The sequence below is a fragment of the Gilliamella sp. App6-5 genome (assembly GCF_001690525.1).
Taxonomy (GTDB): domain Bacteria; phylum Pseudomonadota; class Gammaproteobacteria; order Enterobacterales; family Orbaceae; genus Gilliamella; species Gilliamella apicola_H.
This window is the reverse complement of sequence record NZ_LZGT01000038.1, coordinates 1-26375: the sequence shown is the minus strand read 5'-3', so window position 1 is coordinate 26375 and position 26375 is coordinate 1. Positions and strand designations below refer to the sequence as shown.

Here is a 26375-nt window from a genome sequence, read left to right as displayed (position 1 = left end):
TGCTCGTCTTAAAAAACCCCTGCCATGATATAATAACTTTGCAATCACTCAATTGCTCGTAATAGACAATAAAATGCTCGTTTTTAATATAAAATAATGTTAATTTATTTGCTATATTTCAATTAATTTAATCAGTTATCATCATGGATATGATTCATTCTTCTGATCTAAAAACGATCATGCATTCCAAGCGAGCCAATATTTATTATTTAGAGCATTGTCGTGTTTTGGTTAATGGTGGACGAGTTGAGTATGTGACTGAGCAAGGCCAACAGTCGTTATATTGGAATATCCCAATAGCAAATACCACCTGTATTTTATTAGGTACGGGTACATCATTGACTCAAGCGGCAGTGCGAGAGCTTTCACGAGCAGGTGTTATGATTGGCTTTTGTGGCGGAGGCGGAACGCCCCTTTTTTCATCAACCGAATCTGAATTCGCTTGTCAATTTTTTTCGCCACAAAGTGAATATCGCCCGACAGAATATCTACAAAGTTGGTGTCAATTTTGGTTTGATGACAAACGTCGATTACAAGCCGCTAAATTATTACAACAAACACGGCTTAATATTATTAGTGAATGTTGGCCGCAATTTGATTGGGATGTTGATACAACGCAGTTAGCGCATATTCTTACTGATGCAACACAACAATTTACCGATGTTGATAATAGCCAAGCACTTTTAGCCGCAGAAGGGCGAATTAGCAAACGTCTTTATGGCATGGCAAATCAATTAACCTTACAAGATGACAAATTTAAACGAGAACAAGGCACACGAGGCAAAAGTCATGATCCCGCTAACCAATTTTTAGATCATGGTAACTATTTAGCCTATGGCCTTGGCGCAACGGCTTGTTGGGTATTAGGTCTCCCTCATGGGCTGGCTATTTTACACGGAAAAACTCGCCGAGGTGGCTTAGTGTTTGATGCGGCAGATATTATTAAAGATGGCATTGTATTACCTCAGGCCTTTTTATCAGCCAAACAAGGCGACAGTGAAAAAGAATTTCGTATGGCATGTATTGCGCAATTTGCTCAATTAGGTGCACTTGATAGGATTATTGATACTTTAAAACAGATAGCAGATCAAATATGAATATTTTACTTGTTAGTCAATGCAAAAAAAACGCCTTAACTGAAACAAGGCGGATTATCGATCAGTTCGCTGAGCGCTGCGGTGAACGAACATGGCAAAGCCCAATGACCGAAGCAGGGCTACAAACGCTTTATAAATTATTACGTAAAACTGCACGAAAAAATACTGCTGTTGCATGTTATTGGACACATGGTAAAAATTTAACTGATCTTTTGTGGATTGTGGGCGATCGCAGTCAGTTTAATCAAGAGGGACGAGTCCCAACTAATCGTACTAAACGCAATATTTTACGCAGTGACAGCGAAAATTGTTGGCAATATGCAACCATCATTCAATTAATTACTACCATAGCGGCACTACTTCATGATTTAGGTAAAGCAACGATTGGTTTTCAATCTAAATTACGAGCAGAAACGGCTGTGGCGGCTGATCCTTACCGACATGAATGGATTTCGTTACAATTATTTTTATTAATGATTCAAGACTGCACCACGAGCGAAGCCTTATTTGATCGATTAGCGCATTTTGATCAATATCAACAACAGAATCCTAATTGGTACCAGCAGCTTACCAAAGTTGACAAAAATGATCTCACGCAGTTACCGTTATTGGCACAATGGATTGCGTGGCTCATTGTGTCGCATCATCGAATGCCGTTTTTATCGGATTCATTAACCAGTGATATTAAAAATGCACAAAAGTTAGATTTCGATATATCTGGTTTAACTGTCCGAAGTTTTTATAAAACATTTAAGGCAATTGATAAATGGGTTAAAAATAGTCATAGTCAACATACTTCACCCAATGATTTTTGGCAGCTTAAAAGCGATATTACCTTAAGCCAGCTTTGGCTGAAAAAACTAAGCCGTTATGCAACCAAAGCCTTAAATCATGTTCCTTTAATGCAATTGTCTAATATTAACGAGTTTTTATTGCATATTTCGCGTTTAAGCTTAATGGTTGCTGATCATAACTACTCAAGTTTATCTTTATCAAATGACGAAGCAAAAAGAAATAGGGAAATACTGATTGCTAACACAAATTACCAAAAAGAAGCCAAACAGTGTTTAGATGATCATTTAATCGGTGTAGCTAATTTTTCAGCCCGCTTTGCTCGTTTATTACCTAAAATAACCACGGAATTACCCGCAATTAATCAACATAAACCCTTTACCAAACGAACAACTATAAAACGATTTCAATGGCAAAATCATGCTTTTGATTTAGCAAAAAGTTATCAAAATATCTCCGATGAATGTGGCTTTTTTGGTGTTAATATGGCATCGACTGGCTGTGGTAAAACCTTAGCCAATGGGCGGATTATGTATGCGCTTTCAAATCCAAAACGGGGTGTGCGTTTTACCATTGCATTGGGATTACGTGTTTTAACGTTGCAAACAGGTAAAGCATTAAGAGAAAGATTACACTTAAGTGATGAACATCTGGCGATTTTAGTGGGTGGGCGAGCCACAAAAACCTTGTTTGAACTGAGTAAGGAAGACATTGAACAAAACGATTCTCAAAAAAAATCAGAAAACCAAGGTAGTGAATCTATCGAATCGTTACTTGATGAATATCTTGATGTAGCAGAAAGTGGTATTGCGGATTGTGAATTAGGGACAATTATCGAAGACAGTAATGCACGGCAATTACTTTATGCGCCCATTGTGACATGCACGGTTGACCATATTATTCAAGCTAGCGAATGTACCCGAGGCGGTAAATATATTGCACCCACGTTAAGATTATTGACCTCAGATCTGATTTTAGATGAACCTGATGATTTTGATCAACATGACTTACCTGCACTGGCTCGCTTGGTGCATTTAGCTGGGTTATTTGGTAGCAAAGTGCTACTCTCATCAGCAACCTTAACGCCAGATTTAATTGCTGGATTATTTGATGCTTACCAAGCAGGGCGAAAAATTTGGAATCAAAATAACCAATATGCCGATAATACCATTGTATGTGGTTGGTTTGATGAATATGAACAGTCGATATCACCAATTGCTGATACTAAAACGTTTAGCGATCACCATCAACAATTTGTAGCAATGCGCATTCATCAATTAGCACAAAGTGCAATTCGCCGCCAAGGACATATCTTAGATCTATTAGACTACCAAGAAAAGCAAACCGAGAACCAACAAAAACTCAATTATAGTGTACTTGCTGAGCAACTATTAGCACAAGCTTATCAATTCCACCAAGATCATCATCAAATAGATAAAAAATCACAAAAAAAGGTAAGTATTGGTTTAATGCGTTTTGCCCATACCGAAGATGTTATTTCACTTACAGAACAAATTTATGCCCAAACCAAGTTACCTACTGATACTGCTTTTCACATCGTGGTTTATCATGCTCGGCAACTGCTATTATTGCGTAGCCAGCTAGAAGAAAAACTTGATAGAATTTTAAATCGCAGTGATGAACAGGCATTATTTCATCAACCTGAAATTATCAATGCCATCAAAGATAGCGATAAACAAAACCATATTTTTATTGTTATCGGCACGCCAGTCACCGAAGTTGGGCGTGATCATGATTATGATTGGGCTATTGTTGAACCATCATCCATGCGCTCTATTATCCAGCTAGTGGGGCGAGTCTGGCGACATCGACCACAAAAAATGGCACAAAAGGCCAATGTAGCGATATTAGGATCGAATTTACAGGCCATTGAATCTGATTATCGTACGGATAAAGCCTGTTTTACTAAACCTGGATTTGAAGAAGAGTCATTATTCTTGCTGAAAACCCATAAAACAAATGAACTCATTCCTGAACATCAGTTAGTGAATATTGATGCGGTTCCTCGTATTAAGTCTTGCCCTGAAGATGGGCTAACGCTAGCTGAATTAGAACATAAGGTCATGGCAGATCTGTTTGCGATTCATGCCCGTAAAAGTAATTATGTGACCAGCTATTGGCAACCAGACTTAGCACATCACCATTGTGTGCATTTACAGGCAATTTCACCATTTAGAGGGAATAATAAGACACAAGATGAATATATCTGCCAACTTGATGATGATGGGGATTATCAATTTAGCTATGCAGATATAGCATGGCAAACACCAGATGAACGCTGCAAAGATACACAAAATAGTATAATTGAATATAAAAATTGGTCATTTGCTAATCCTAACATCCAACCTTGGCTAGTTAATAGTGTCGAGCAAGCCATAGCAAAAATAACCGAATATTTCCCAAATAAAACGCCATATCGATTAGCAAATGAATTTTGTAGCGTAAGCTTATATCGTAATAGCAGTTGGTATTTTCATCCTTATTTAGGATTTTATGAAAAGAAAGGATAAAAGAATATTGTTTTTATACTGAAACACATAGTTACCTGAAACTTTTTGACAAAATATCGTCAGGTGCATAATGGTTGCTAGTAAAAGGTAGGGAATTCTTTTATACTTGATGACACTGCTGTGTAAGCAGTTTAGAAAACATTACGATTGAGTGTAATCGTTATAATTATTTCACCGCCGAATAGGCGGTTTCACTTTTAATATCCCCACATTACGATTAATATTGACATTTTCTTTTTTTGTATTTATATTAACCAAAGTTGTTTGTTTTTTTATGTTAAAAACGAAAATAAAACAGCTTATTAAAAGATAAAACCCCAGACGCCATCTAGGGTTTAAAATTTCATCAACAACGCTAATTGGAGAAAAAATTTGTGTTTAAGAATAAAAGGTTAACAATCGAATGTCAATTTTCAATAAAAAATATTTGGTCAATTAAATTAAAAGTATTTAATATCAATATATTATCAGCTAACGATGCGATCAAACAAAGTAGTAAAGTTAAATATTATTCAATTCTAGATCTAATGAAAATTCTAAATATTTCGACGATTAAAGAAGTCAAATATCTAATTAAGAATTTAGAACTAGAACAATCTAAGTATCGCTCTTTAAATTCTCATAAAAAATGGGTTTATAACAACAATGCATTAAATATATTGAAGTTATATTTAAAATATAAAGCAGCATAGCATTAAATCAAGGGGCTTATAGATGATGATATAAGCCTTTTTTATTTTGAATTTGCAAAAATATAAGGAGAGCCAATGAATAATATTTCTTGGCAAGATATAAGAAAGGTCATTTTAGACTTTCTACAACAACGGCTTGCCAATAATAGTAATTATAAAACTGAAACGTCTAAGCTAGAAAAAGCAAAAGAGTTAGGCGATCAGGTCGCAGTGAATGAAGCTCAGCAAAAGGTAGATGAATTAACCAAGCGATTTGAATTTGAAACGTGGATGGAAGATGCGGCAACTAGAAGAATTTCGTGGATAACAATAGGAACTCATTTAAGCAAAGGTATCCATTCATCTAGCTCTGGAGATAACGTTAATATTGCGACCCAATCTAAACTGAGCCATCAAACAGTTATATCTTCTGCGACACCATTCTTGTTAGAACTTGATAGCTCAGGTAATGCCGCTTCATTAGATATATTTTCTCTTTTTAATCAATATGTTGGTAAAAATAAAATTTTGCAGTTAATTATAGAAAATCATCCAGCTGTTTTACCTGCACTTTCCGATGATAAGCAAAAAGCATTACTTTATTTAGCTAACTTTAAAAAAGCAATTTTTGGTGATTTTGAACATCCTAAAGCATCAGAGCTTAATAAGCAGATTTATTGGCCGAATAGCCAACAAACTTATTTATCACAGCAAGACAATAATTATAGATTGTTAATTCCATTACATCCGAGTTCATTGTGTCATTTGGTTTATCAAAAAGTACAATCACGATTTTCGGAAGAAAATAAAAATGCACGAGAACTGCGTCGAAAAAAAGATGTTAAGCATCAACCTTATTTTTCTTTCCATGACTTAGCCGTAGTTAAACTGGGAGGAAGTAATCCTCAAGGCGTCAGTCAATTAACTAGTAGTCAGGGAGGACGCAATTTTTTATTACCCTCTATGCCTCCTATATTTCAAAAATCTCAATTCCCATCGATTTCTAAACAACAAGAAACTATTTTCAATCATACATTGCAATATTTCTGCCGATTTGGTTTTAAATTACTGTTTGATATGGTTGAATCGCCAAAAAATATTGTAGAAGAACGAGATGATCGTAAAGATGCGTTTGCGGTGATTTTATCGTTATTGCTTAAGTTTGCTCGTCATATTCAAACTACTCAACCAGCGGGTTGGAGTCGTGATTATTCACTTAATTTTCATGAAAAACTTTGGCTTGATCCACAGCGAACCCAATTAGAAAATGAAGATGATTTTAAAAAGCAGTATGAACAAGGCGATTGGCAACAAAGTTTAGAAAAGACTTTTGCCAAGTGGGTTCAAAATGCTTTAAAAGAAAAATTCAAAAATATTAAACAGCAATTTGCCGATCCGGAGTTTAGTGAATGGCGCCGTGAATTTAGATCTGCGGTGAAAGCAAGTCAACGTAAAAGGGAGGGGATCTTTTAATGGCATCATTACGTTATTATTTATTATTTGATCATGTCCAAATTCATAATGCTAATGCAATTTCTAGCCCATTAACGTATGGCTTTCCGGCTATTTCGGGGTTTTTGGGTGCGATTCATGCTTTAAGTCGTAAAATTGAATCAGAAAATCCTATTTACTTAGATGGTGTGTTAATTGCATGTCATGAATGTGATGTACAAGTTTATCGACCAAACAACTATGCGGATTATACTTTTCGATTAACACGCAATCCACTAGCTAAAAATGGTAGTACTCGTTCAATTATTGAAGAAGGGCGAGTTCATCTAGATGTTTCATTGCTTGTTGAGGTAAAAATTGAAGATCGTGAAACATTAGATGATGTAGATGAGCAGCAAGCATTCATCCAACAGATGAAACAAAAACTTTACCAGCAACGTGTTGCTGGTGGGCACGTTGTTGATATTGAATCAGTAGCGCTATATTCTGCATCAGAATCAAATAAAAACTTAATCAATGCACTATTACCCGCATTTGTTTTAGTTGAAGCACCGCAAGATTTGCAAGATATCACCGTTGAACTACAGCAAAAAGATCCAAATGCTACAGCGCTTGATGCCTTGGTTGAAACTGCAATGTTACATCATTATCCTCAAGAAAAAGATCACTGGCAAACCACATCAGTTAAACAAGGGCGCGGTTGGCTTGTTCCTTTACATTTGGGTTATCAAGCTATTTCACCTCTATTTTCAGCGGGTAAGGTTGAACATGCGCGCAGTAATGAGCATGCCACGCAATTTGTGGAGTGTATTTATGGGCTTGGTAAATGGGTCTTTCCTTTACGCTTGAAAGAGAATTTATCACAGGCTTTTTGGCGTTATAAATGCAGTGAATTGCAATCTAATGATGCAGAAATTTATATTATCAATCAAGAAACCAATTAAGTAAATTTAGAAAATTATAGAATAAGGAATACATTATGAGTAAAGATAAAATCACCACCGCCAGCGTACTTGCTTTTGAACGTAGTTTTGATATTTCTGATGCGATTTTTGCACAGCAAGATAATGCAGATGCCACTAAATTATCTCCTGTTACAGTCACTGAAAAATCAGTGCGAGGCACTATTTCAAATCGTCTTAAAAATGCAGTTGCAAACGATCCAACCAAATTAGATGCTGAAATACAAAAGCCAAATTTACAAACAGTTGATGTTGCTGCGTTAGATGCCGATAAAGATACATTGGTCGTAACATGGAGCTGTAAAGTATTGCCATTTTTAGGTAAACCTTCCGTGTGTAATGATATCGAATATCAAAAAGAACTAGAAAAAACAACGCAGGGTTATATTCAAACGCAAGGATTGACAGCACTAGCTAAGCGTTATGCTATTAATATCTTAAGTGGCCGTTGGTTATGGCGTAACCGTATGGCAGCAGAGCAAATTAGCCTTTCGATTACTCGAAAAGATGAAAAAAAACCAATGATTGAAGTCAGTGATGTTAAACAATATCAACTAAACTCATTTGATTATGATGATAAATCGGTGAATGATCTTGCTACACTGATTGAAGCAGGATTATGTGGTAAAGAGTTTGTGATTTTTAACGTTGAAGCCAAACTGAAAATGGGCTTAGGTCAAGAAGTCTACCCGTCACAAGAATTAATTCTAGATACTGGCAAAACTAAAAGTAAAGTATTGTATGAGAAGAACAAACAAGCCGCCATGCATTCACAAAAAATCAGTAATGCCATTCGAACTATCGATACTTGGTATGAAGATAATGCACAATTTCCAATAGCGATAGAACCGTATGGCTCGGTTACTTCAATGGGGCATGCTTTCCGCCAACCAAAACAAAAATTAGATTTTTATACCTTATTTGATAATTGGGTTTTAAAAGGTGAAAAACCATCGCTTGATCAGCAACATTATGTAATTGCGGTATTAATTCGTGGTGGTGTATTTGGTGCCAGCGGTAAGGAGTAAATAAGATGCACTCACATTATTTAGAGTTACGAGCGATTTCGCAAATTGAGATAACCGAAGTGGATGTGATGAATCAAGTGATGCAATCATTACATCAAATTTTGGTCAATCACCAAGGAAATATCGCAATTAGCTTTCCTTGTTACCATGTGCACCGAACATTAGGCGGAGTGATTCGCCTATTGGGCACCGAGCAGGAACTGCAAAACCTTAAAGCAGATATACAGCAAAAATCATCAATTAGCGATTATGCTTTATTGATGCCTATCACTACAGTACCGACGACGATAAAAGGCTATTTACGTTTTAGCCGAGTTAACCCTAAAGGTCAAAGTGCGTTAAGGCGTGCCGAAAAACGATTAACAGCACAAGGTAAATGGACGTCTGAAGTAAAAAATAAAATGATTGAAAAGTGGGGAAGCGTTCATTTGCAATATCCACACTTTCATTTGAATAGTAAAAGTACAGGGCAAAAATTTATTTTGTGGATAAAGCAAGAAAAATGCCCAGAGCCAGTACAAGGGACATTTAATAGCTATGGATTAAGCCAAACAGCCACCGTTCCTGATTTTTAAATTTCTAACCCTTTTTTTGGGGATGATTTTAACATATTGATTATTATTGATATTAAAATGGACTCAAAAAAAGGGTAAAAATTGGGAAAAGTGCAATATGCTCTTTTACAATAAGGCACTATTGAGATAAAATTCTACTTCAATGCCGTATAGGCAGTTTAGAAAAATTCCAGATGAAGAGGTAATTCATTTTCCTCCTTCAATGCCGTATAGGCAGTTTAGAAATAGTTCAGTCCAAAAAAACGTTATACCAATACCTTCAATGCCGTATAGGCAGTTTAGAAAGAATCGGGCTTGCATATACAGCAACATTCAACCTTCAATGCCGTATAGGCAGTTTAGAAAACATATCCCAAAAATGACTCGATTCTTCGGTATCTTCAATGCCGTATAGGCAGTTTAGAAATTAATCAGATAATTTCGACGAGGTACACCGCTCTTCAATGCCGTATAGGCAGTTTAGAAATTGGCGCTAAAAAAACGATTTGATCTATTGATCTTCAATGCCGTATAGGCAGTTTAGAAAGCTAAATGCAAACATAAAAACGATTTTAAAATTTTCAATGCCGTATGGATAGTTTAAAAATTGTTCAGATTTAAATGGCATCATTGTTGTAACTTAAATAATCATTAAGTGCCACAATATAACCCTTTCAATGTGTTTTAACCGTATTATAAAAGTGAATAAATCGCTTAAACTTTTGTTGTCTCTTTTTTGCAAATTTATTGATTATGCTAGATTTCAATTAAAGTGTGTATCGCTCTTTTCGGCTTTTTTAATCTTGAAACGGTATAGAATCCTGAATATTTTTTACAAAAATATAACCTAAAAAGTAAATAGTTCAACTTTAGCTAAACGTTTAATTCCATAGCGGTTGGCCTTATAATATTTGCACTGGTTAAAGAGACGGGCAGCTTTAGTCGAGTTTTCTTTAGCTCGTTATAAATGGTCGAACAACTGACTATAAAACGTTTAGCTAAATCAGTGGCGGTTAGTTTTGTTTATGATATCAGCGCCATATCTCTTGTCTGTGATATGGCGTTAGTTTGCTTTTTTATGGATATTTATTATCGTAGTGTCTTAAATTACTGTAAATAATGGAAATAATTACTACACATTATTAGCATAATAAGGTCACTATTCAGCTCCAATTTGCGAAGTCATTTTTATCTCTCGATTATCGGTAATTTCTAAATTCGATAGTACCACTAATTGAGGAAAGTTAGGCCTTAAAAATTGTGACAGCATTGGTCTTAATGCATGGTTCACTAATAATACGGGGGGGGCACCGATGGCATCTTGTTGATTAATGGCTTGTCTGATTTGTTCAATAATATGTTCGGCAAGTCCCGGTTCAAAATTGTTGGTATTTTGTAGCGCTTGTAATAACAGACGTTCTAAATTGATATTTAATCCTATGACATTAATTGGATCAAAGCCTGGAAACCATTGTTGTGTGATCACTCTGCCTAATGCGATTCTTACCATACTGAGTAGCTGATAAGCATCACTTTGGGTGGGCGCATGTTCGCAGATCGTTTCAATAATGGTTCGCATATCCCGAATTGATACTTTTTCGGCGATTAAATTTTGTAGTATTTTATGAAAAGTCGTTAATGTCACAACGCCTGGAATAAAATCTTCGACTAATTTTGGAATATCCTGTTTTATTCTGTCGAGCAGTTCTTGGGTTTCTAAGCGCCCTAATAAGTCGCTTGCAAATTGTTGTAATAAATGGTTGAAATGTGTTGCGATCATTGTACTGGTATCTACAACGGTATATCCTAATATTTGCGCATTTTCTTTATCGTTTTCATCTATCCATATGGCAGGTAGCCCAAAAGCCGGTTCGGTTGTTGTAATGCCCTCAATGGTTTCTGTCACATTACCAGGATTAATGGCTAACCATTTATTATTCACAATTTCGCCTTTGCCGATTTCGCCACCTTTGATAAATATTTTATATTGATAAGGCGCTAACGAGAGATTGTCTCTTATATGCACCTGAGGAGGTAAAAACCCCAGTGTTTGAGCAAATTTTTTACGTAAACTACGGATTCGCCCTAACAACTCACCATTTTGAGTTTGATCGACCATTGGAATTAATCCATAACCCACTTCCATTGCTAATATATCTTCAATATTGACATCAGACCATGTCGCTTCAATATTGGCCGGCGTGGTTGCTTGCACATTAGCTTGTTTGGGCGTGGCTGTCTGTTCTGTTTTTTTCTGTTTAGTTAGCCACCAAGAGAGAATGGATAAAATGGCAGTAAAGAGTAAAAAAACCAGATTTGGCATGCCCGGAATTAACCCAAGTAAACCAATTACAACAGCGGTTAAAATTAATACTTGCGGATTATTAAAAAGCTGAGTAATCATTTGATTACTAATATTATCTTGCGATGTCACTCGCGTAACGATAACTCCCGCGGCCGTTGAAATAATCAGTGACGGTATTTGCGCAACCAAGCCATCACCAATGGTCAGTAACACATAGGTTTTACTCGCATCAGATAGCGCCATATCATGTTGCACAACCCCAACGAGCAAGCCGCCAACAATGGTAATGGCCATGATTAATAATCCGGCAATTGCATCACCACGTACAAATTTACTAGCACCATCCATCGAACCATAAAAATCCGCTTCTTGGGAAACTTCGGCTCGGCGTGCTTTAGCTTCATCTTCACCAATTAAACCCGCATTGAGATCGGCGTCAATGGCCATTTGTTTTCCTGGCATGCCATCTAAAGCAAAACGAGCGCCCACTTCAGCTATTCTGCCTGCCCCCTTGGTGATGACCATAAAGTTGATGATAACCAAAATGATAAATACCACGATACCAATAGCAAAATTTCCACCAACTAAAAAGTGCCCAAAAGCTTCAATCACCCGTCCAGCCGCAGCGCTGCCGGTGTGTCCTTTTAATAAAACGACCCGTGTAGAGGCAACGTTTAATGATAATCTTAATAAAGTTGCAAATAATAAAACGGTCGGAAATGCTGCAAAATCAAGCACGCGTTTAGTGAATAAAGCCACTATCAGGATAATAATTGATAAAGCAATATTAAACGTAAAAAACAGATCCAACATAAAGGCAGGGAGGGGTAATACCATCATTGAAAGAATCAATAAGATGAGCATTGGGCCAGCTAAAATTTGATAATGGCCATTTTTTAACGTATTAAGTGATAATAAAGTAAGTAGTTTTGATTTAATCATAAAATGAGTAATTGCCTTTATTGATTGACAGATAATGACTCTGGAATGGGTAAATTATTTGGCACGGTTGGTTTATTGCCACCATATTTATGCCAATGTTTTAATTGATATACCCATGCTAAAATTTGAGCAACTGCGGTATATAATTCGGTTGGAATCGTTTCACCTATTTCACCATGACGATATAAAGCTCGAGCTAAAGGCGGTGCTTCTAATAGAGGTATATTATATTCACTTGCAATTTCTCTAATGCGTAGCGCAATGTTATCAGTTCCTTTTGCCAGTAATTTGGGTGCAATCATGGTTTTTTCATCATATTGTAGGGCAACAGCATAATGGGTTGGATTGGTCACAATGACATTGGCTTTTGGCACATCTTTCATCATTCTACGTCTGGCAATAGCTTGTTGCATTTGGCGAATGCGCCCTTTAATTTGCGGGTTTCCCTCTTGCTCTTTAAACTCATCTTTAATTTCTTGTTTTGACATTTTCAATTTTTTCAAATGACTCCATATTTGATAAAAAATATCAAAACCCACCATCGGTATTAACGATATAACGCTTAGTATTGCGCAAAGGATCACTAACTGTATTGCTTTAGCTAATGCATTATTTAAATACATATTGGGTAACGTAAGCAGGTCATAAAAATGGTGCACTAAAAACCATGTTGATGCGATAGAAATTAAAATAACTTTAAGTATACTTTTTAGTAACTCAGAAAAAATTTTAGTGCTAAATAATCTGCCAAAACCCTCGATAGGATTTAATTTTGTAAAATTGGGTTTAATTGATTGCAGGCTAAATAGTAACCCTCCCACACAAAGTGGTGCAAATATGGCAACTATAACTAAACCGCAAAAAATTGGCGCAATTGACCAAAAGCCATGGGTTAACAAATTAACTAAATTGAAAACGATCAACTTATCATCGTCTGTTTTATACGAAAATGTCATCGCTGTTTTTATGATTATGATTAATTGGTTAACTAAATGTGAACCCATTAATCCAAACAAGAAGATGCCTATTAACAAGATTATCAACGAAGTTAATTCGCGAGATCGAGGAATTTGTCCCTTTTCCCGCGCTTTTTTTATTTTGCTATCGGTGGGATGCTCGCTTTTATCTAGATCATTATCGTCGGCCATGATGGAATCAAATAAAACTTCATCGTTTAATTACAGTTTACCTGCTAACAGTATGAACTATTACTCACGAATTATTGGCTTAATAAGAGGGCATTTTTGGCGGTATTTATCGCGTTTACCGTCAAAAAAATCGTAATTCTCTTTTAAACTTTAGCTCGTTCTGACGAGATAACATCGGCTTGTTGATAGCCATTATTGTTATAAACAACAGGACTGTTTATGCCTTTAAGGTAGTTAATAGATTGCTGGGTTATAGTCATGCGATTTTGAATGATCAATCCATTATCACGATTTATATTGGCTAATAATTTTGTTGTGTCTGTGATGGATAGCCAATGCGCTGCGATTGTCGGGTTTTCGCTATAGGGTGGTTGAATATCTAATTGTTTACTTAACGTTATACGTTGTTCATCCAGTAACTTTAATTGGATCAGTAACTGACTTTTTTTATTAATTATTTCATTTAATTGATTTGTTGAGCTATTTTCAATTAAGATTTGTTGCTCTGTTTGTAGAATTTCTGAGAGTGTTTGTAACATTGCTGTTATTTGTTTTAGGATGTCATCGAGTTTTAACATTTTATATTCCTGTAATTTTGACTTATCTTTAAATATTTTGTAGTAATTGTTTAATTAACTTGTCTGCAATTTTATGGGTATCAATAACCAGTGTGCCATCAGTAATGGATTGTTTTATTTTTTCAATTTTTTCTATATCAATATCTTTATCCGTTGAATGCAAAAGATTCATTGAATTTTGAGTGATACTCACAGTAGTGCTTGCATTAGTACTGTTTTTTGTTGGTACAGATGCTATTTGGTTTTTTTGTTGTTCATTGACTACATCACGGTTAAGTAGTCCTGATATGGTTGTCACGGATTTTGTTGCATCAATACTCATAAAATACCTTTAATCAAATTGGCGATTTAAGTGATTTGTTTAGTTTTATTATCGGCAATAATAAAAAAATCATTAATATTATTTATTAAAAATGATGACCCCTTGGTGAGTTAATGTGCCTTCAACAATTTTGTCATAATTTAGTTTAACTTTAATCTTATCGTTTAATACAGCATTGCTAAGTGTTTTGCCTGTAGTCGTTATCTCATAACCTTCACCATGCATTATTACTTTAATTATTTGTCCAGCTTTTACTAGCCAATTTTTTTGCAGCATTGTGGTTTTTATTGGTTCATCGAGATTAATTTTGCGTAAAGCGATATGATTAAGCGCGTCAGCTTCATTTAAAATGACAGCGGGAGGTAGCTTATCTAACCAACCGGAGTGTATACGTATGTGATCTTTGTTGATGACAGTACCTGCGCTTATTGCTTGCTTAGCGACAATATAATTACCCATGACAGCAACATGAATCTGGATAAATTTTTTCTTATTATCACATTGCGCCCCAATGGTCATGTTGCCCCACTGCTTCTTTTTATTCAATAACAAAAGTATTGGTGTATCGCAACTCAATTGTGGTTTAGTGGTCAGGTAAGTAATCGAAATATCATCTATTTTATAGCTAAATTGTTGAGAGATTAAATTAAGAATCTGCTTATCAAGAGAACTTGCCAAAACAGGATGCCAGCTAAATAGTATAAAAATAGCGGGTATCAATTTTACAATTTTAATCATGTTTGTTTGTTTCAAATTATGCATAAATGGATTGTACTTTATGATTGCATGAAACAAATCTTGAAATAAGGGCAATTTTTATCGTTATTTGCTCAATGACTTTTTTTTTATTCGCTTAAAATCCTCATTATCAAAAAAAGTGAGATGATTTTATGTTTGATAAATTGGATACATGGGTTAATTTTCACCAACAAGCATTAAATATACGTGAAATGCGACAAAATATATTAGCTGCAAATATTGCCAACAGCGATACGCCTAACTATCAGGCTCGAGATATTGATTTTAATGCTGAGTTAAGCAAAGCGATTAATAATCAGAGTAATATTAATCCCGTTGGACTCAATATTACCTCAAATCATCATATTCAGGTAAAAGCGCCAATCACACTTAATCAAAATGTACTTTATCGTATTCCTTATCAAGCATCGGCTGATGGTAATACGGTCGAAATGGATCAAGAGCGTACCGCGTTTATTGACAATAGTATTCACTATCAGAGTAATTTAACGTTTTTAGGTGAACAATTTAAAAATGTGATGTCGGTATTACAGCAAGGATAATAAAGATGAGTTTTTCTATTTTTGCCATTTCGGGGTCAGCATTAATGGCACAAACCCAACGTATGAATGTTAGTGCCAGTAATTTAGCTAATGCCGATAGCGTAACAAGTACTTCTGGAGAAGCTTATCGAGCCAAGCAAGTTATTTTTCAAGTAGATGATAATGGTCAAACCAATTCAATTGCGGGCGTTAAAGTGTCGCAGGTGATTGAAGATCCCACGCCAATGAATTTAGTTTATGAACCCAATCATCCGCTGGCCGATGCTAAAGGTTATATTCAAAAACCGAATGTCGATGTGGTTGCCGAAATGGTTAATACCATTTCAGCATCACGTAGTTATCAAGCCAATGTCGAAGTCATTAATACGGCAAAAAGTTTAATGCTAAAAACTCTGACATTAGGCCAGTAATAAGGAGTGACTTATGGGAGTAACTAATGTTGCCGTTTCAGAATCATCAGGTATAAAAAATCCGCAAAAGATTCAAAAAAGTTCATCAGATGGTAATTCAAGCAGAGAGTTGCAAGATAATTTTTTAACATTGCTTATTGCCCAAATGAAAAACCAAGATCCAACCAATCCAATGGATAATAGCCAGTTAACTTCACAATTGGCACAAATTAATACTTTAGCAGGTATAGAAAGACTAAATACGACATTGGGAATGGTTTCAGGTCAGATCGATGACAGTTTATCGGTGAATGCTAGCAACATGATCGGTAAGGGGGTCATGGTGCCTGGCAATAAAATTTTAGTTGCTACCTCTGAACTAGAACGCTCAGATGCAGAAAAAGAAACGGTTACAACACCCTTTGGCTTTGAGTTAGTTCGGGATGCAGATTCCGTGATTATCACTATTCAAGATGCAAATGGCAATGTGGTGCGAGAAGTTGATTTAGGTGCCATCCCAGCTGGCGTGAGCTCTTTTACTTGGGATGGCATGCTAAATGATGGAACGATTGCGCCAGACGGCAGTTATACCTTTTCGGTCAATGCAACTTCAGATGGGCAGAAAGTATCATCAACATCATTAGCTTATTCAGTGGTCTATGGTGTTATCAATAGTAAAGTTAATAATAAAGTATTACTCGATTTAGGAATACTCGGTTCAATTAGTATTGACGAAGTGCGTCAAATTCTTTAAAGGGGATAAGTTCAGATGGGATTTTCTCAAGCAGTGAGTGGCATGAATGCCGCATCAAAGCAATTAGATGTGATTGGTAATAATATTGCCAACTCAGCAACGGTTGGCTTTAAAAGCGCCAGTATTTCATTTGCTGATATCTATGCCGGCTCAAAAGTGGGTATGGGGGTCAAAGTGGCTGCGGTTATGCAAAATTTTAATGATGGAACCGCAACAACCACTAACAATAGTCTAGATGTTGCTATTTCAGGTAATGGTTTTTTTCGTTTAGTGGATAGTAATGGGCAAGCTTTCTATACTCGTAACGGACAATTTCAATTAGATGCTGAGCGAAATATTATTTCTGCTGATGGTCTTTATCTGACTGGCTATCTTGCAACAGGAACGCCACCTCAAGTGCAGCAAGGTGCGGCGCCGGGTCCATTAAAAATTTCGCAAGAAATGTTAAATGCATCAGCAACAACCAAGGCTTCTTTGCAAACAAACTTAAATGCTAATAGTAAAGTTCCTGTCAAACAACCGGTCAATGCTCTTGATGCGGATACATTTAATTATTCTACAACCATTACCACTTATGACTCGCTAGGTAATCAACGTAATGTTCAGCTCTTTTATGTTAAAACGGCTGATAATCAATGGGACGTTCATTATCTTGATAGTAGTGACCCTAATGGAAGTTTACAAAAAGTGGGGCAAATGGAGTTTGATTCTTCCGGTAAATTAATTAGTGATCCTGAAATGACCATTAATATTAATGGGTTAAATGGATCTGCTGACAATACCTTTACTTTATCATTAGCCAATAGCTCTCAGCAAAATATGGGGAAAGAAGTAGGTAGTATTAAAACGCCAATTGTTAATGGTTATGCACCAGGTAATTTAGTGGGTTATAGCATTGATGATGATGGTTCTATTTATGGCGTTTATTCTAACCAACAAACGATGTTATTAGGTCAAATTGCCATGGCTGATTTTGCCAATGTTAATGGTCTAGAATCAGCAGGGAATAATAATTGGCGTTCGACAATTAAGTCTGGTACAGAAGTATTGGGTGTGGCAAATTCCGGTACATTTGGTGCGTTAGCCAGTGGCGCACTTGAATCTTCAAATGTTGATATGAGCCAAGAGTTAGTGAATATGATTGTTGCTCAGCGCAATTACCAATCCAATTCACAAACCATTAAAACGCAGGACCAAATTCTAAATACTTTAGTTAATTTGCGCTAATTTAAAGGTTATTTATGGATCGTGTTATTTATACAGCGATGTCGGCAGCAAGTCAGACGTTAAACCGGCAGTCAGTGACGACTAATAACCTAGCTAATGTCTCCACCGCAGGGTTTCGTGCACAGCTAACGGCGATGAAAGCGGTTCCTATTGTGGGAACCAATAATATGCCGACACGGACTATGGTAACAGCAACAACGCCTACTTTTGACTCAACCATGGGTGCATTTAATTACACGGGTAGAAATTTGGATGTTGCTTTGGCAGAAGATCACTGGTTGGCGGTGCAATTAGCGGATGGTAGCGAAGCTTACACGCGTAATGGTGCTATCCAAATTGACGAAAATGGTACGCTTAACATACAAGGCTATCCATTAATTGGTGATGGTGGTGTTTTGACTGTGCCTCAACGATCGCAAATCAGTATTAGTGGCGATGGAACACTTTCTGTATTAGGAGCAGGCAATAAACCAACCACCATTGCCCAAGTGGGTAAAATAAAAAAAGTACATCTTGAGCGTAACGAGATTGTCCGTGGTGATAGTGGTTTTTTTCAATTAACAGACCAAGCACGTAATGAACGTGGTGCTGTCATACCAGATAACCCTAAAGCAAAATTGATGTCAGGTGTATTAGAAGGGAGTAATGTAAATCCTGTCACTGCTATGGTGGATTTAATTAGCCATGCTCGCCAGTTTGAAATGCAGATGAAAGAAATTGTAACGGCAGATGAAAATGCACAAAAAGCGAACCAAATTTTATCGCTGACTTAAATTTATCAATATATTAAGTAGGAAAGACTATGATTAAATCATTATGGATTGCCAAAACGGGCTTAACCGCACAACAAATGAATATGGATATCATTTCAAATAATTTAGCGAATGTGAGTACCAGTGGGTTTAAAAGACAAAGAGCGGTATTTGAAGATTTATTGTATCAAACGGTTCGTCAACCAGGTGCCCAGTCTTCTGAGCAAACAACGCTGCCGTCAGGCCTACAAATTGGGACGGGTGTTCGCCCTGTTGCGACAGAGCGAATTCATAGCCAAGGCAATTTAGAGGCAACAGATAACAGTAGTGATATTGCTATTAATGGACAAGGTTTTTTTCAAGTTTTATTGCCCGATGGTACACAAGCTTATACACGCAGTGGCGCTTTTCAAGTTAATCAAAATGGTCAATTGGTGACAGCAGCAGGATATGAAATTCAACCAGTCATTACTATTCCATCCAATGCAATCAAAATGACTGTCGCGCGTGATGGTGTAGTGAATGTGACATTAGCGAATCAATCAACACAAGTTCAAGTTGGTCAACTCACTTTACATACCTTTATTAATGACGCAGGTCTGGAAAGCGTAGGCGAAAATCTTTATTTGGAAACCGAAAGTTCAGGCAATCCGACCGAAAATACGCCTGGATTAAATGGTGCAGGATTACTATATCAAGGTTATACCGAAACCTCTAATGTCAATGTTGCTGAAGAATTGGTGAATATGATTCAAGTGCAACGTGCTTACGAAATTAATAGCAAGGCGATTTCAACATCTGATCAAATGCTACAACGGTTAAATCAACTTTAAAATTGACAATATGATAAGTGTATTGAGATATTTTTATATTCCAATTGCCTTCTTTTTGTTTAGTTGTGCGCAATTACCCAAACAAGCTTTAGTTGAAGGTGAAACGAGCGTTGTTCCGCAAATGCCAACAATTGTAAATACCAGTGGTTCTATTTATCAAGCCACTCAGCCAAGCAGTTTTGGGTATCAGCCTATGTTTGAAGATCGCCGTCCGCGTAATATTGGTGATGTGTTAACCATTGTTTTACAAGAAAACGTCAGTGCCAGTAAAAGTTCATCTATTAATGCGGGGCGTAATGGCTCGGTAAATTTAGGGGTAAAAAAAATCCCTACTTTTTTAGATGGGTTAGTTGGTCGAGGCAAAGCTGAAACAGATCTTTCAGGTGGCAATGATTTTAAAGGCGCAGGTGGTGCTAATGCTAAAAACACGTTTAGTGGAACAATAACGGTGACTGTTCAAGATGTTATGATAAATGGAAATTTAAAAGTCATTGGTGAAAAACAGATTGCGATTAATCAAGGCACCGAATTTATCCGCTTTTCGGGAGTGGTTAACCCAAGAACCATAAGTGGTAATAACACCGTTATATCAACACAAGTTGCCGATGCTCGCATTGAATATGTTGGCAATGGGTATATTGACGAAGCACAAACAATGGGCTGGTTACAGCGTCTATTTTTAAATCTTTCACCATTTTAACGAGTCTGATTATGATGAAAAAACTGCGTTCCTTTTTTAGTGTTATTTTTATGATGATATTGGTCATACCAAATGGACATGCTGAACGTATACGTGATCTAGTCACTATTGAAGGTGTAAGAGAAAACGCTTTGGTTGGCTATGGTATTGTTGTTGGGCTTGATGGAACAGGCGATCAAACATCACAAACTCCCTTCACCATTCAAAGCATCACTAATATGTTATCCCAACTAGGTATTACCGTGCCATCAGGAAGCAATATGCAACTGAAAAATGTTGCTGCGGTAATGGTAACCGCCAAATTACCCTCTTATTCGCGAGTTGGACAAAAAATTGATGTTGTCGTATCTTCACTAGGTAACGCTAAAAGTTTACGTGGTGGAACCCTAATTATGACACCACTAAAAGGCACCGATAATCAAGTGTACGCTATTGCTCAAGGTAATCTTTTTGTTGGTGGAATGGGCGCAAGCAATAAAGGAAGCAGTGTTAGTATTAACCAAATGGCGGGCGCTTCAATTCCTAATGGTGCAACAATTGAACGCGAGCTGGCAATCAACCTAAATGAACAAAATGTTATCCATTTACACCTTAACGAATTTGATTTTACCCGGGCGTTAAAAATTTCGGACGCAATTAACAGGCTACAAAAAAATATTGCTGTCGCATTAGATGGCACAACAATAGCTTTGCAAATGCCAGAAGAAAATACTGCTAGAGTAAAGCTATTATCAAAAATACAAAACCTTGAAGTTGCCGCAACGCCTATTTCGGCAAAAGTTGTAATCAATACTCGAACAGGTGTTGTTGTTATGAACCAAAAGGTTAGGCTAGATAATTGTGCTGTGGCACATGGTAATTTGTCGGTGGTTATTAATCGTAAACTCAATGTTAGCCAACCCAATACTCCACTTGCTGGTGGTGCGACGGTTGTCACACCTGAAAATCAAATCAGCGTAGAACAAGAAGGTGGCGCACTACACAACCTAGCATCAGGCGCAGACTTAAATCATGTGATTAATTCGCTCAATGTGCTCGGCGCTAACCCGACCGAATTAATGTCGATACTTGAATCACTAAAAACAGCCGGTTGTTTGCATGCAACGCTTGAAACTATTTAAAGAATATTGCTTATGAATACTAAAATTGGTCAATCATTCAATCGTTTTGCCTATGATTTATCGGGTCTTAACCAACTAAAGCGCAGTGCAGCGAATGGTTCATCTGAAAGTGTTAAACAAGTGGCTCAGCAATTTGAATCATTATTTATTAATATGATGATGCAGTCAATGCGCAAAGCTGTACCAGAAAGTGGTTTATTTAATCATTCCGCTACACAACTGTTTACGTCAATGTTTGATCAGCAAATTGCACAGCAAGCAGCAGGCAAAGGATTTGGACTGGCCGATATCATTACTAAACAATTAAGTCATCATACATCGCCATCAACAAAGGTAAATTTACAATCAAATACCAATAATGCCCAGCAAAATCTTAGTTTAGCGAAGTCTTTATTTAGTGATGTATCATCTAATATATCGCCTCAGGCATTAGGGCAAATGCTTTATCGCCAACATAAGGCAAATCAGGCAACTAGCTCAACCAATCAATTATCTTTAAAAACACAAATAAATGATGGAAAAGACGAACATATTGTTAAATTTGTAACCGAATGGCTTGAACCTGCCAAGCAGGCTGCAAAACATTCAGGCATTCCTTACGAAATTATTATTGCACAAGCAGCATTAGAAACAGGTTGGGGACAAAAGCAAATAAAAACAGAAAATAATCAATCAAGTCACAATTATTTTGGAATTAAAGCGAATCAATCATGGCAGGGAGACTCAACGCAATTAACTACTAAAGAATTTATCAATAATAAGATGATAAAAATTAAAGACCAATTTAGAGCCTATAATAGCAAACAACATGCACTTACCGATTATATTAATTTATTAACAAATAGTCCTCGTTATCGTGCTGTAGTTAATGCGCCAGACGCCAGAACGGCAGCTAAAGCATTACAAGAGGCCAATTATGCCACCGATCCCAATTACAGTGACAAACTAATTCAAATCATTAGACGTATTGAACAAATAGCCCAAAATAATCCACCAACAAAGGTGTCGGGGTTTAGGCAAATCGCGTTTAATTGAGAATAGGATTATTTGCACAAACCTATCACATTGTTTACCGTAATTTAAAAAATTGCAGTAATAAATAAACATAAAAAACAAAATTAACGCCCTATCACAAGCAAACGATAGGGCGCCTATATCATAAAAAAATAACGGTCACTGATTTGACTAAACACTTTATGGTCAGTCGCTAGGCCATTGATAATGAGCTACCCCCCAATTTTGTCAAAAACTTTCAGGAAAGCACCGTGTTTATGTAAAAAAACAAAAAAATTCAGCTTAAATTAACAAAGATAAACTTATTATTGTTTTTTTAACCACGATTTCACCGCAAAAAAACGCCACTTAATTAACTGTAATTATTAATATTAAACAACATCATCGTTCAAAATTAGTTAAATTCTGCCCTAAAATACGCTATACTTTGTACAATTTAATTTATTTAGATTATCTATTAGATAACTAAAAGCAATAACATTAACCATTTAAGTCATAACAACAAACAAAAGGCATCCCCATTTTATTTTAATTAAATCAATAAATAAGGAAAGGAAACAAACATGTCAAATGAACTTAATCGTCTTTTAAGTCAACTCGGTGACGGGTTTAGTGATTTAATGGCGGGCTTAGGGGGTGTTAGCCATAATCGCTATACCTTAACGGTTGACGGGCTGGGGGCGCCGATTTCGGTTTTACATGTTGAGGGTAATGAGTCGTTAAACCAGCCTTGGCGTTATGTAATCTCCTTTACCAGTACTGACAAAACCTTATCGCCTGAGGCCTTTCTTAATCAAAAATCGACCTTCTCCTTTAATCCCGTTATCAATAAACCATTAACTTCCGCTATCCGCTCATTAAGTGATTTGCCCACGTTGACGAATAAACGCACCTTGCATGGGGTGATTACTGAGTTTAGTCAGTTATCGGTCAATAAAGAGGAAGCCCATTATCAAGTGGTGTTATCCTCGTGCTTAGCACGGCTCGCAGTGGGGCAACATAGTGCCATATTTCAACAGCAAAGTGTGGTGAGTGTAGTTGAAGAAGTGCTGCGCAGTCATGGTTTGACGGGCATTGATTACCGTTTAGAGCTAAAAGATAGCTACCCTGAGCGGGAGTTTATCACGCAGTGGCAAGAAAGTGACCTTGAATTTATTCAACGTGGAATGGCAACACATTTTAGTACCAAAAAGATAAGGTCATCGATTTCTTTTGTATTCAATCGGCGACTGGTAATTTAATGTTGAATGAATTCGATTATAATTAAACCAATCCACATAGTGATTAAATTCCAATTTAAGTTGCGCCAATGAATCAAAAATAGTATTTGACACAAATTCTGTTTTCACTGCTTTGAATGTGCTTTCTGCAATTGCGTTATCATAGGGGCAGCCTTTGCGACTTAACGACCGTTTAATTCCAAATGCTGTTAAACATTCATCAATCAAATGATTATCAAACTCTTTTCCTCTATCAGAATGAAACAACTCAATCGTCTGTAAATTCATTGGAATTTGACTCATAGCTTGCATGACCAGTGCCGCTGTTTTATGCCTGCCAGCACTTCGCCCCACTATTTCTCGATTACTGATATCAACAATTACACAAAGGTAGTGCCAACGCTGTTTAACCCTTACATAGGTTAAATCGGTCACCAATATCTTTCGTGGTTGACCTATATCAAATTCTCGATTAAGTTCATTCCCCACCGGTGATTCATTGCTTTTTTCTGTATGAATACAATATTTTTTACAGGTGTATTTCGAAACCCAGCCATTTTTCGCCATGATTCGACCTATTCGGCGTCGAGATACGGTTATGCCTTGCTTTCTCAGCTCTGCTTGCAGACGCCTTGTACCATAAGCACGATAATTAGTATTAAAAATTTCACCCACTATTTCACTCAGTGATATATCTTGTGATTGCTGCGTTAATTTCCGTTGATAATAGAAACGATTTCGGGTTACATTTAAACATCGACATAATGCACGTAAGCTGTATCGATGCTTATTATGTAAAATTAACTCGATTTTCTTCCCATTATCAACGCCGCTTGCTTTAGGATATCATTCTCCATTAACAAGCGTTTATTCTCTTTGCGTAGCGCGATAAGTTCGTTCTCTTCAGTTCGACGATTATCTTTTGCGATGAATGAGCCGGTAGTTTGGTACTGCATTATCCAGTTATCTAATGCTGATTTGGTGAGGTCATACTCTGCGACGATATCCGCACGTTTTTTACCATTTTGATATAGCATGACCATTTGTTTTTTGAACTCGTTAGTAAAGCTACGTTTTGCTCTTCGTGATGAATCGATTGCCATTGTTGTTACCTTCTCTTATTTTTAGTTTATCATAACAATGACCTTATAAAACTGGTACTAATTAGTGTAGCCGATCCACTCCTCAGTCAAGGTACAAGACGATAACTACCGTGATGCCCTAGCCGATTTACAGGGCGAAATAAACACCCAACCTAAAGACCTTACCACCTATGGCAGCGACTATCGCTATGCCGAGCACTATAAAGGCTTAGCGAGTAACGGACAGGAAAATCCACACACTCGTGGTGATGATAATAGTGATAATGACAATAACACTCACGATAATCAGATTGAAAGCGGTCAGTGGTATGCCCGTATTCGCCATGAACAGGCTATTAGCCAGCAAATTATCCTCAAAGGCAAGAGTAATCACTATAACCTTGCTCCCGGCCAATGGATTAACCTCAACGGCAGCCCGCTGGCAGATATCAATGACGGTGTGATTATTTTAAGTGTACAGGGGCAAGGTAACCGCACTGATGCTTATGAACTCACCTTTACCGCTATTCCCTATCAAGCCTTAAAACCCTATCGCCCTGCGCCTATACGCTGGCCACAAGTTAGTGGCACATTACCTGCCCGTGTCACCAGTGCTAATCATGACACCTATGGCTATATCGACCCGCAAGGGCGCTATCGGGTTAAATTTAACTTTGATTTAAAAGAGTGGAAAAATGGCACGGAAAGCTTATGGGTACGCTTAGCCAAACCGTATGCGGGTAACACCTATGGCTTTCACTTTCCCTTAATTGACGGTACTGAAGTAGCCATTGCCTTTATGCAAGGCAATCCTGATAGGCCGTATATTGCCCATGCGATGCATGATAGTGCTCACCCCGACCTTGTCACCACCATTAACAAACACCGCAATGTGATTCGCACGCCGGCTAATAACAAACTGCGCATGGATGACAAACGTGGGCAAGAGCATATCAAACTGGCCACCGAATACGGCAAAACTCAACTTAATATTGGTCACTTAGTTAACGAAAAAAAACAACCTCGCGGTGAAGGCTTTGAACTGCGCACTGATGAATGGGGGGCGATTGCTGCTAACAAAGGCTTATACTTAACCACCCAAACCGAGCCGAAAGCGCAAGGTAAACAACTGGATATGCAAGCGGCAATAAGCCAACTTGAAAATGCCCTCTCTATTGCCAAAGCGCTACAAAATGCCGCCACCCAGTCCGAAGCGCACAGCGCCGATACCGACAGCCAAGCGCAACTTAAAGCCAACTTAACTCAGCTAACCCAAAGTGGCCTACTGGCCTATGCGCAAGAAGGCATCGCCCTAACCAGCCCTGAAAACATCCAACTGACAACAGCTAACAGCCTCACCTTAACCAGCGAACATCAAACCGACATCAACGCTTTAAACAACGTCACTGTTTCATCGGCTGAAGCGATTGGTTTATTTGCGCAAAAATCGGGGATGAAACTATTTGCCAACCAAGGTGATATTGAAGTGCAAGCCCAAAATGCCAATCTCAATATGGCCGCCAAGCAAGATATCAAAGTGGATAGCGTGGATGGTAAAGTCACCATTACCGCCAACGACAACCTCACGCTTATTTGTGGT

General features: G+C 37.2%; 23 protein-coding genes and 1 CRISPR repeat array. Of the genes, 17 read left to right on the top strand and 6 right to left on the bottom strand.

The window, feature by feature from the left end:
- The first annotated feature begins 143 nt into the window (after nucleotides 1-143).
- From cas1f to cas6f, 6 genes are all read left to right on the top strand, one after another.
- A complete protein-coding gene (cas1f, locus tag A9G24_RS04315; RefSeq protein WP_065637930.1) occupies nucleotides 144-1097 on the top strand; it encodes a type I-F CRISPR-associated endonuclease Cas1f in 954 nt (317 codons plus the stop codon).
- Nucleotides 1094-4420 carry a type I-F CRISPR-associated helicase Cas3f gene (gene cas3f / locus A9G24_RS04310; RefSeq protein ID WP_065637929.1) on the top strand — a complete coding sequence of 1109 codons (3327 nt, stop codon included), beginning with the start codon at nucleotides 1094-1096 and terminating at the stop codon, nucleotides 4418-4420. The genes cas1f and cas3f overlap by 4 nt, the downstream gene beginning before the upstream one ends.
- Nucleotides 4421-5187: 767 nt before the next feature.
- Nucleotides 5188-6564: a type I-F CRISPR-associated protein Csy1 gene (gene csy1, locus A9G24_RS04300; RefSeq protein WP_065637927.1), complete on the top strand. Its 1377-nt coding sequence runs from the start codon at nucleotides 5188-5190 to the stop codon at nucleotides 6562-6564.
- A complete protein-coding gene (csy2, locus tag A9G24_RS04295; RefSeq protein ID WP_065637926.1) occupies nucleotides 6564-7487 on the top strand; it encodes a type I-F CRISPR-associated protein Csy2 in 924 nt (307 codons plus the stop codon). The genes csy1 and csy2 overlap by 1 nt, the downstream gene beginning before the upstream one ends.
- Nucleotides 7488-7522: 35 nt before the next feature.
- The gene (gene csy3 / locus A9G24_RS04290) at nucleotides 7523-8533 is read left to right on the top strand and encodes a type I-F CRISPR-associated protein Csy3 (RefSeq protein WP_065637925.1); all 1011 of its coding nucleotides are present in this window, start codon (nucleotides 7523-7525) and stop codon (nucleotides 8531-8533) included.
- Nucleotides 8534-8538: 5 nt separating this feature from the next.
- On the top strand, nucleotides 8539-9108 hold the full coding sequence (cas6f, locus tag A9G24_RS04285; protein WP_065637924.1) for a type I-F CRISPR-associated endoribonuclease Cas6/Csy4: 570 nt from the start codon (nucleotides 8539-8541) through the stop codon (nucleotides 9106-9108).
- A gap of 137 nt (nucleotides 9109-9245) precedes the next feature.
- A CRISPR array of direct repeats spans nucleotides 9246-9694; the repeat unit is 28 nt; unit sequence CTTCAATGCCGTATAGGCAGTTTAGAAA.
- A gap of 552 nt (nucleotides 9695-10246) precedes the next feature.
- Here the strand turns inward: cas6f and flhA are convergent.
- The 5 genes from flhA to flgA form a co-directional block, all read right to left on the bottom strand.
- Nucleotides 10247-12334 (bottom strand): flagellar biosynthesis protein FlhA, encoded by a 2088-nt coding sequence (flhA, locus tag A9G24_RS04280; RefSeq protein WP_065637923.1) that lies wholly within the window; start codon nucleotides 12332-12334, stop codon nucleotides 10247-10249.
- A gap of 17 nt (nucleotides 12335-12351) precedes the next feature.
- The gene (gene flhB, locus A9G24_RS04275) at nucleotides 12352-13482 is read right to left on the bottom strand and encodes a flagellar biosynthesis protein FlhB (RefSeq protein ID WP_065637922.1); all 1131 of its coding nucleotides are present in this window, start codon (nucleotides 13480-13482) and stop codon (nucleotides 12352-12354) included.
- Between the two features lie 143 nt (nucleotides 13483-13625).
- Nucleotides 13626-14060, bottom strand: coding sequence for a flagella synthesis protein FlgN (locus tag A9G24_RS04270; RefSeq protein ID WP_065637921.1), 435 nt, complete (start codon nucleotides 14058-14060; stop codon nucleotides 13626-13628).
- A gap of 28 nt (nucleotides 14061-14088) precedes the next feature.
- Entirely contained in the window at nucleotides 14089-14382 is a 294-nt protein-coding gene (gene flgM, locus A9G24_RS04265; protein WP_065637920.1) for a flagellar biosynthesis anti-sigma factor FlgM, read from the bottom strand.
- 78 nt (nucleotides 14383-14460) lie between these two features.
- On the bottom strand, nucleotides 14461-15120 hold the full coding sequence (gene flgA / locus A9G24_RS04260; protein WP_176701163.1) for a flagellar basal body P-ring formation chaperone FlgA: 660 nt from the start codon (nucleotides 15118-15120) through the stop codon (nucleotides 14461-14463).
- Nucleotides 15121-15272: 152 nt separating this feature from the next.
- On the opposite strand from flgA, the gene flgB reads away from it, so the two are divergent.
- The 10 genes from flgB to A9G24_RS04210 all read left to right on the top strand — a co-directional run bounded on the left by flgB (nucleotide 15273) and on the right by A9G24_RS04210 (nucleotide 23714).
- On the top strand, nucleotides 15273-15683 hold the full coding sequence (gene flgB, locus A9G24_RS04255; protein WP_065637918.1) for a flagellar basal body rod protein FlgB: 411 nt from the start codon (nucleotides 15273-15275) through the stop codon (nucleotides 15681-15683).
- Between the two features lie 5 nt (nucleotides 15684-15688).
- Nucleotides 15689-16093 carry a flagellar basal body rod protein FlgC gene (gene flgC, locus A9G24_RS04250; RefSeq protein ID WP_065637917.1) on the top strand — a complete coding sequence of 135 codons (405 nt, stop codon included), beginning with the start codon at nucleotides 15689-15691 and terminating at the stop codon, nucleotides 16091-16093.
- Nucleotides 16094-16106: 13 nt separating this feature from the next.
- A complete protein-coding gene (locus A9G24_RS04245) occupies nucleotides 16107-16826 on the top strand; it encodes a flagellar hook assembly protein FlgD (protein WP_065637916.1) in 720 nt (239 codons plus the stop codon).
- 15 nt (nucleotides 16827-16841) lie between these two features.
- Entirely contained in the window at nucleotides 16842-18053 is a 1212-nt protein-coding gene (flgE, locus tag A9G24_RS04240; RefSeq protein ID WP_065637915.1) for a flagellar hook protein FlgE, read from the top strand.
- A gap of 14 nt (nucleotides 18054-18067) precedes the next feature.
- A complete protein-coding gene (locus A9G24_RS04235; protein ID WP_065637914.1) occupies nucleotides 18068-18826 on the top strand; it encodes a flagellar basal body rod protein FlgF in 759 nt (252 codons plus the stop codon).
- 29 nt (nucleotides 18827-18855) lie between these two features.
- Complete coding sequence (flgG, locus tag A9G24_RS04230; RefSeq protein WP_065586729.1) at nucleotides 18856-19638, top strand: flagellar basal-body rod protein FlgG; 783 nt, start codon at nucleotides 18856-18858, stop codon at nucleotides 19636-19638.
- A gap of 10 nt (nucleotides 19639-19648) precedes the next feature.
- Nucleotides 19649-20338 carry a flagellar basal body L-ring protein FlgH gene (locus A9G24_RS04225; RefSeq protein WP_065637913.1) on the top strand — a complete coding sequence of 230 codons (690 nt, stop codon included), beginning with the start codon at nucleotides 19649-19651 and terminating at the stop codon, nucleotides 20336-20338.
- A gap of 14 nt (nucleotides 20339-20352) precedes the next feature.
- Nucleotides 20353-21459: a flagellar basal body P-ring protein FlgI gene (locus A9G24_RS04220; protein ID WP_065638029.1), complete on the top strand. Its 1107-nt coding sequence runs from the start codon at nucleotides 20353-20355 to the stop codon at nucleotides 21457-21459.
- A 12-nt stretch (nucleotides 21460-21471) separates the two neighbouring features.
- Nucleotides 21472-22494, top strand: a complete 1023-nt coding sequence (gene flgJ, locus A9G24_RS04215; RefSeq protein WP_081303078.1) for a flagellar assembly peptidoglycan hydrolase FlgJ — start codon at nucleotides 21472-21474, stop codon at nucleotides 22492-22494.
- 542 nt (nucleotides 22495-23036) lie between these two features.
- Nucleotides 23037-23714 carry a contractile injection system protein, VgrG/Pvc8 family gene (locus tag A9G24_RS04210; protein ID WP_065637911.1) on the top strand — a complete coding sequence of 226 codons (678 nt, stop codon included), beginning with the start codon at nucleotides 23037-23039 and terminating at the stop codon, nucleotides 23712-23714.
- On the opposite strand, the gene A9G24_RS04205 is transcribed toward A9G24_RS04210, so the two are convergent.
- Nucleotides 23673-24796 (bottom strand): IS3 family transposase gene (locus A9G24_RS04205; protein WP_141673062.1). Its coding sequence is split into 2 segments (ribosomal slippage): nucleotides 23673-24502 and nucleotides 24502-24796, totalling 1125 coding nucleotides; the frame shifts between segments, so codons are not numbered across the junction. The genes A9G24_RS04210 and A9G24_RS04205 overlap by 42 nt on opposite strands.
- A 73-nt stretch (nucleotides 24797-24869) precedes the next feature.
- Here A9G24_RS04205 and A9G24_RS04195 point away from each other — a divergent pair.
- Nucleotides 24870-26375: DUF2345 domain-containing protein (locus A9G24_RS04195; RefSeq protein ID WP_255307226.1), on the top strand; the 1506-nt coding region annotated here is incomplete at its 3' end.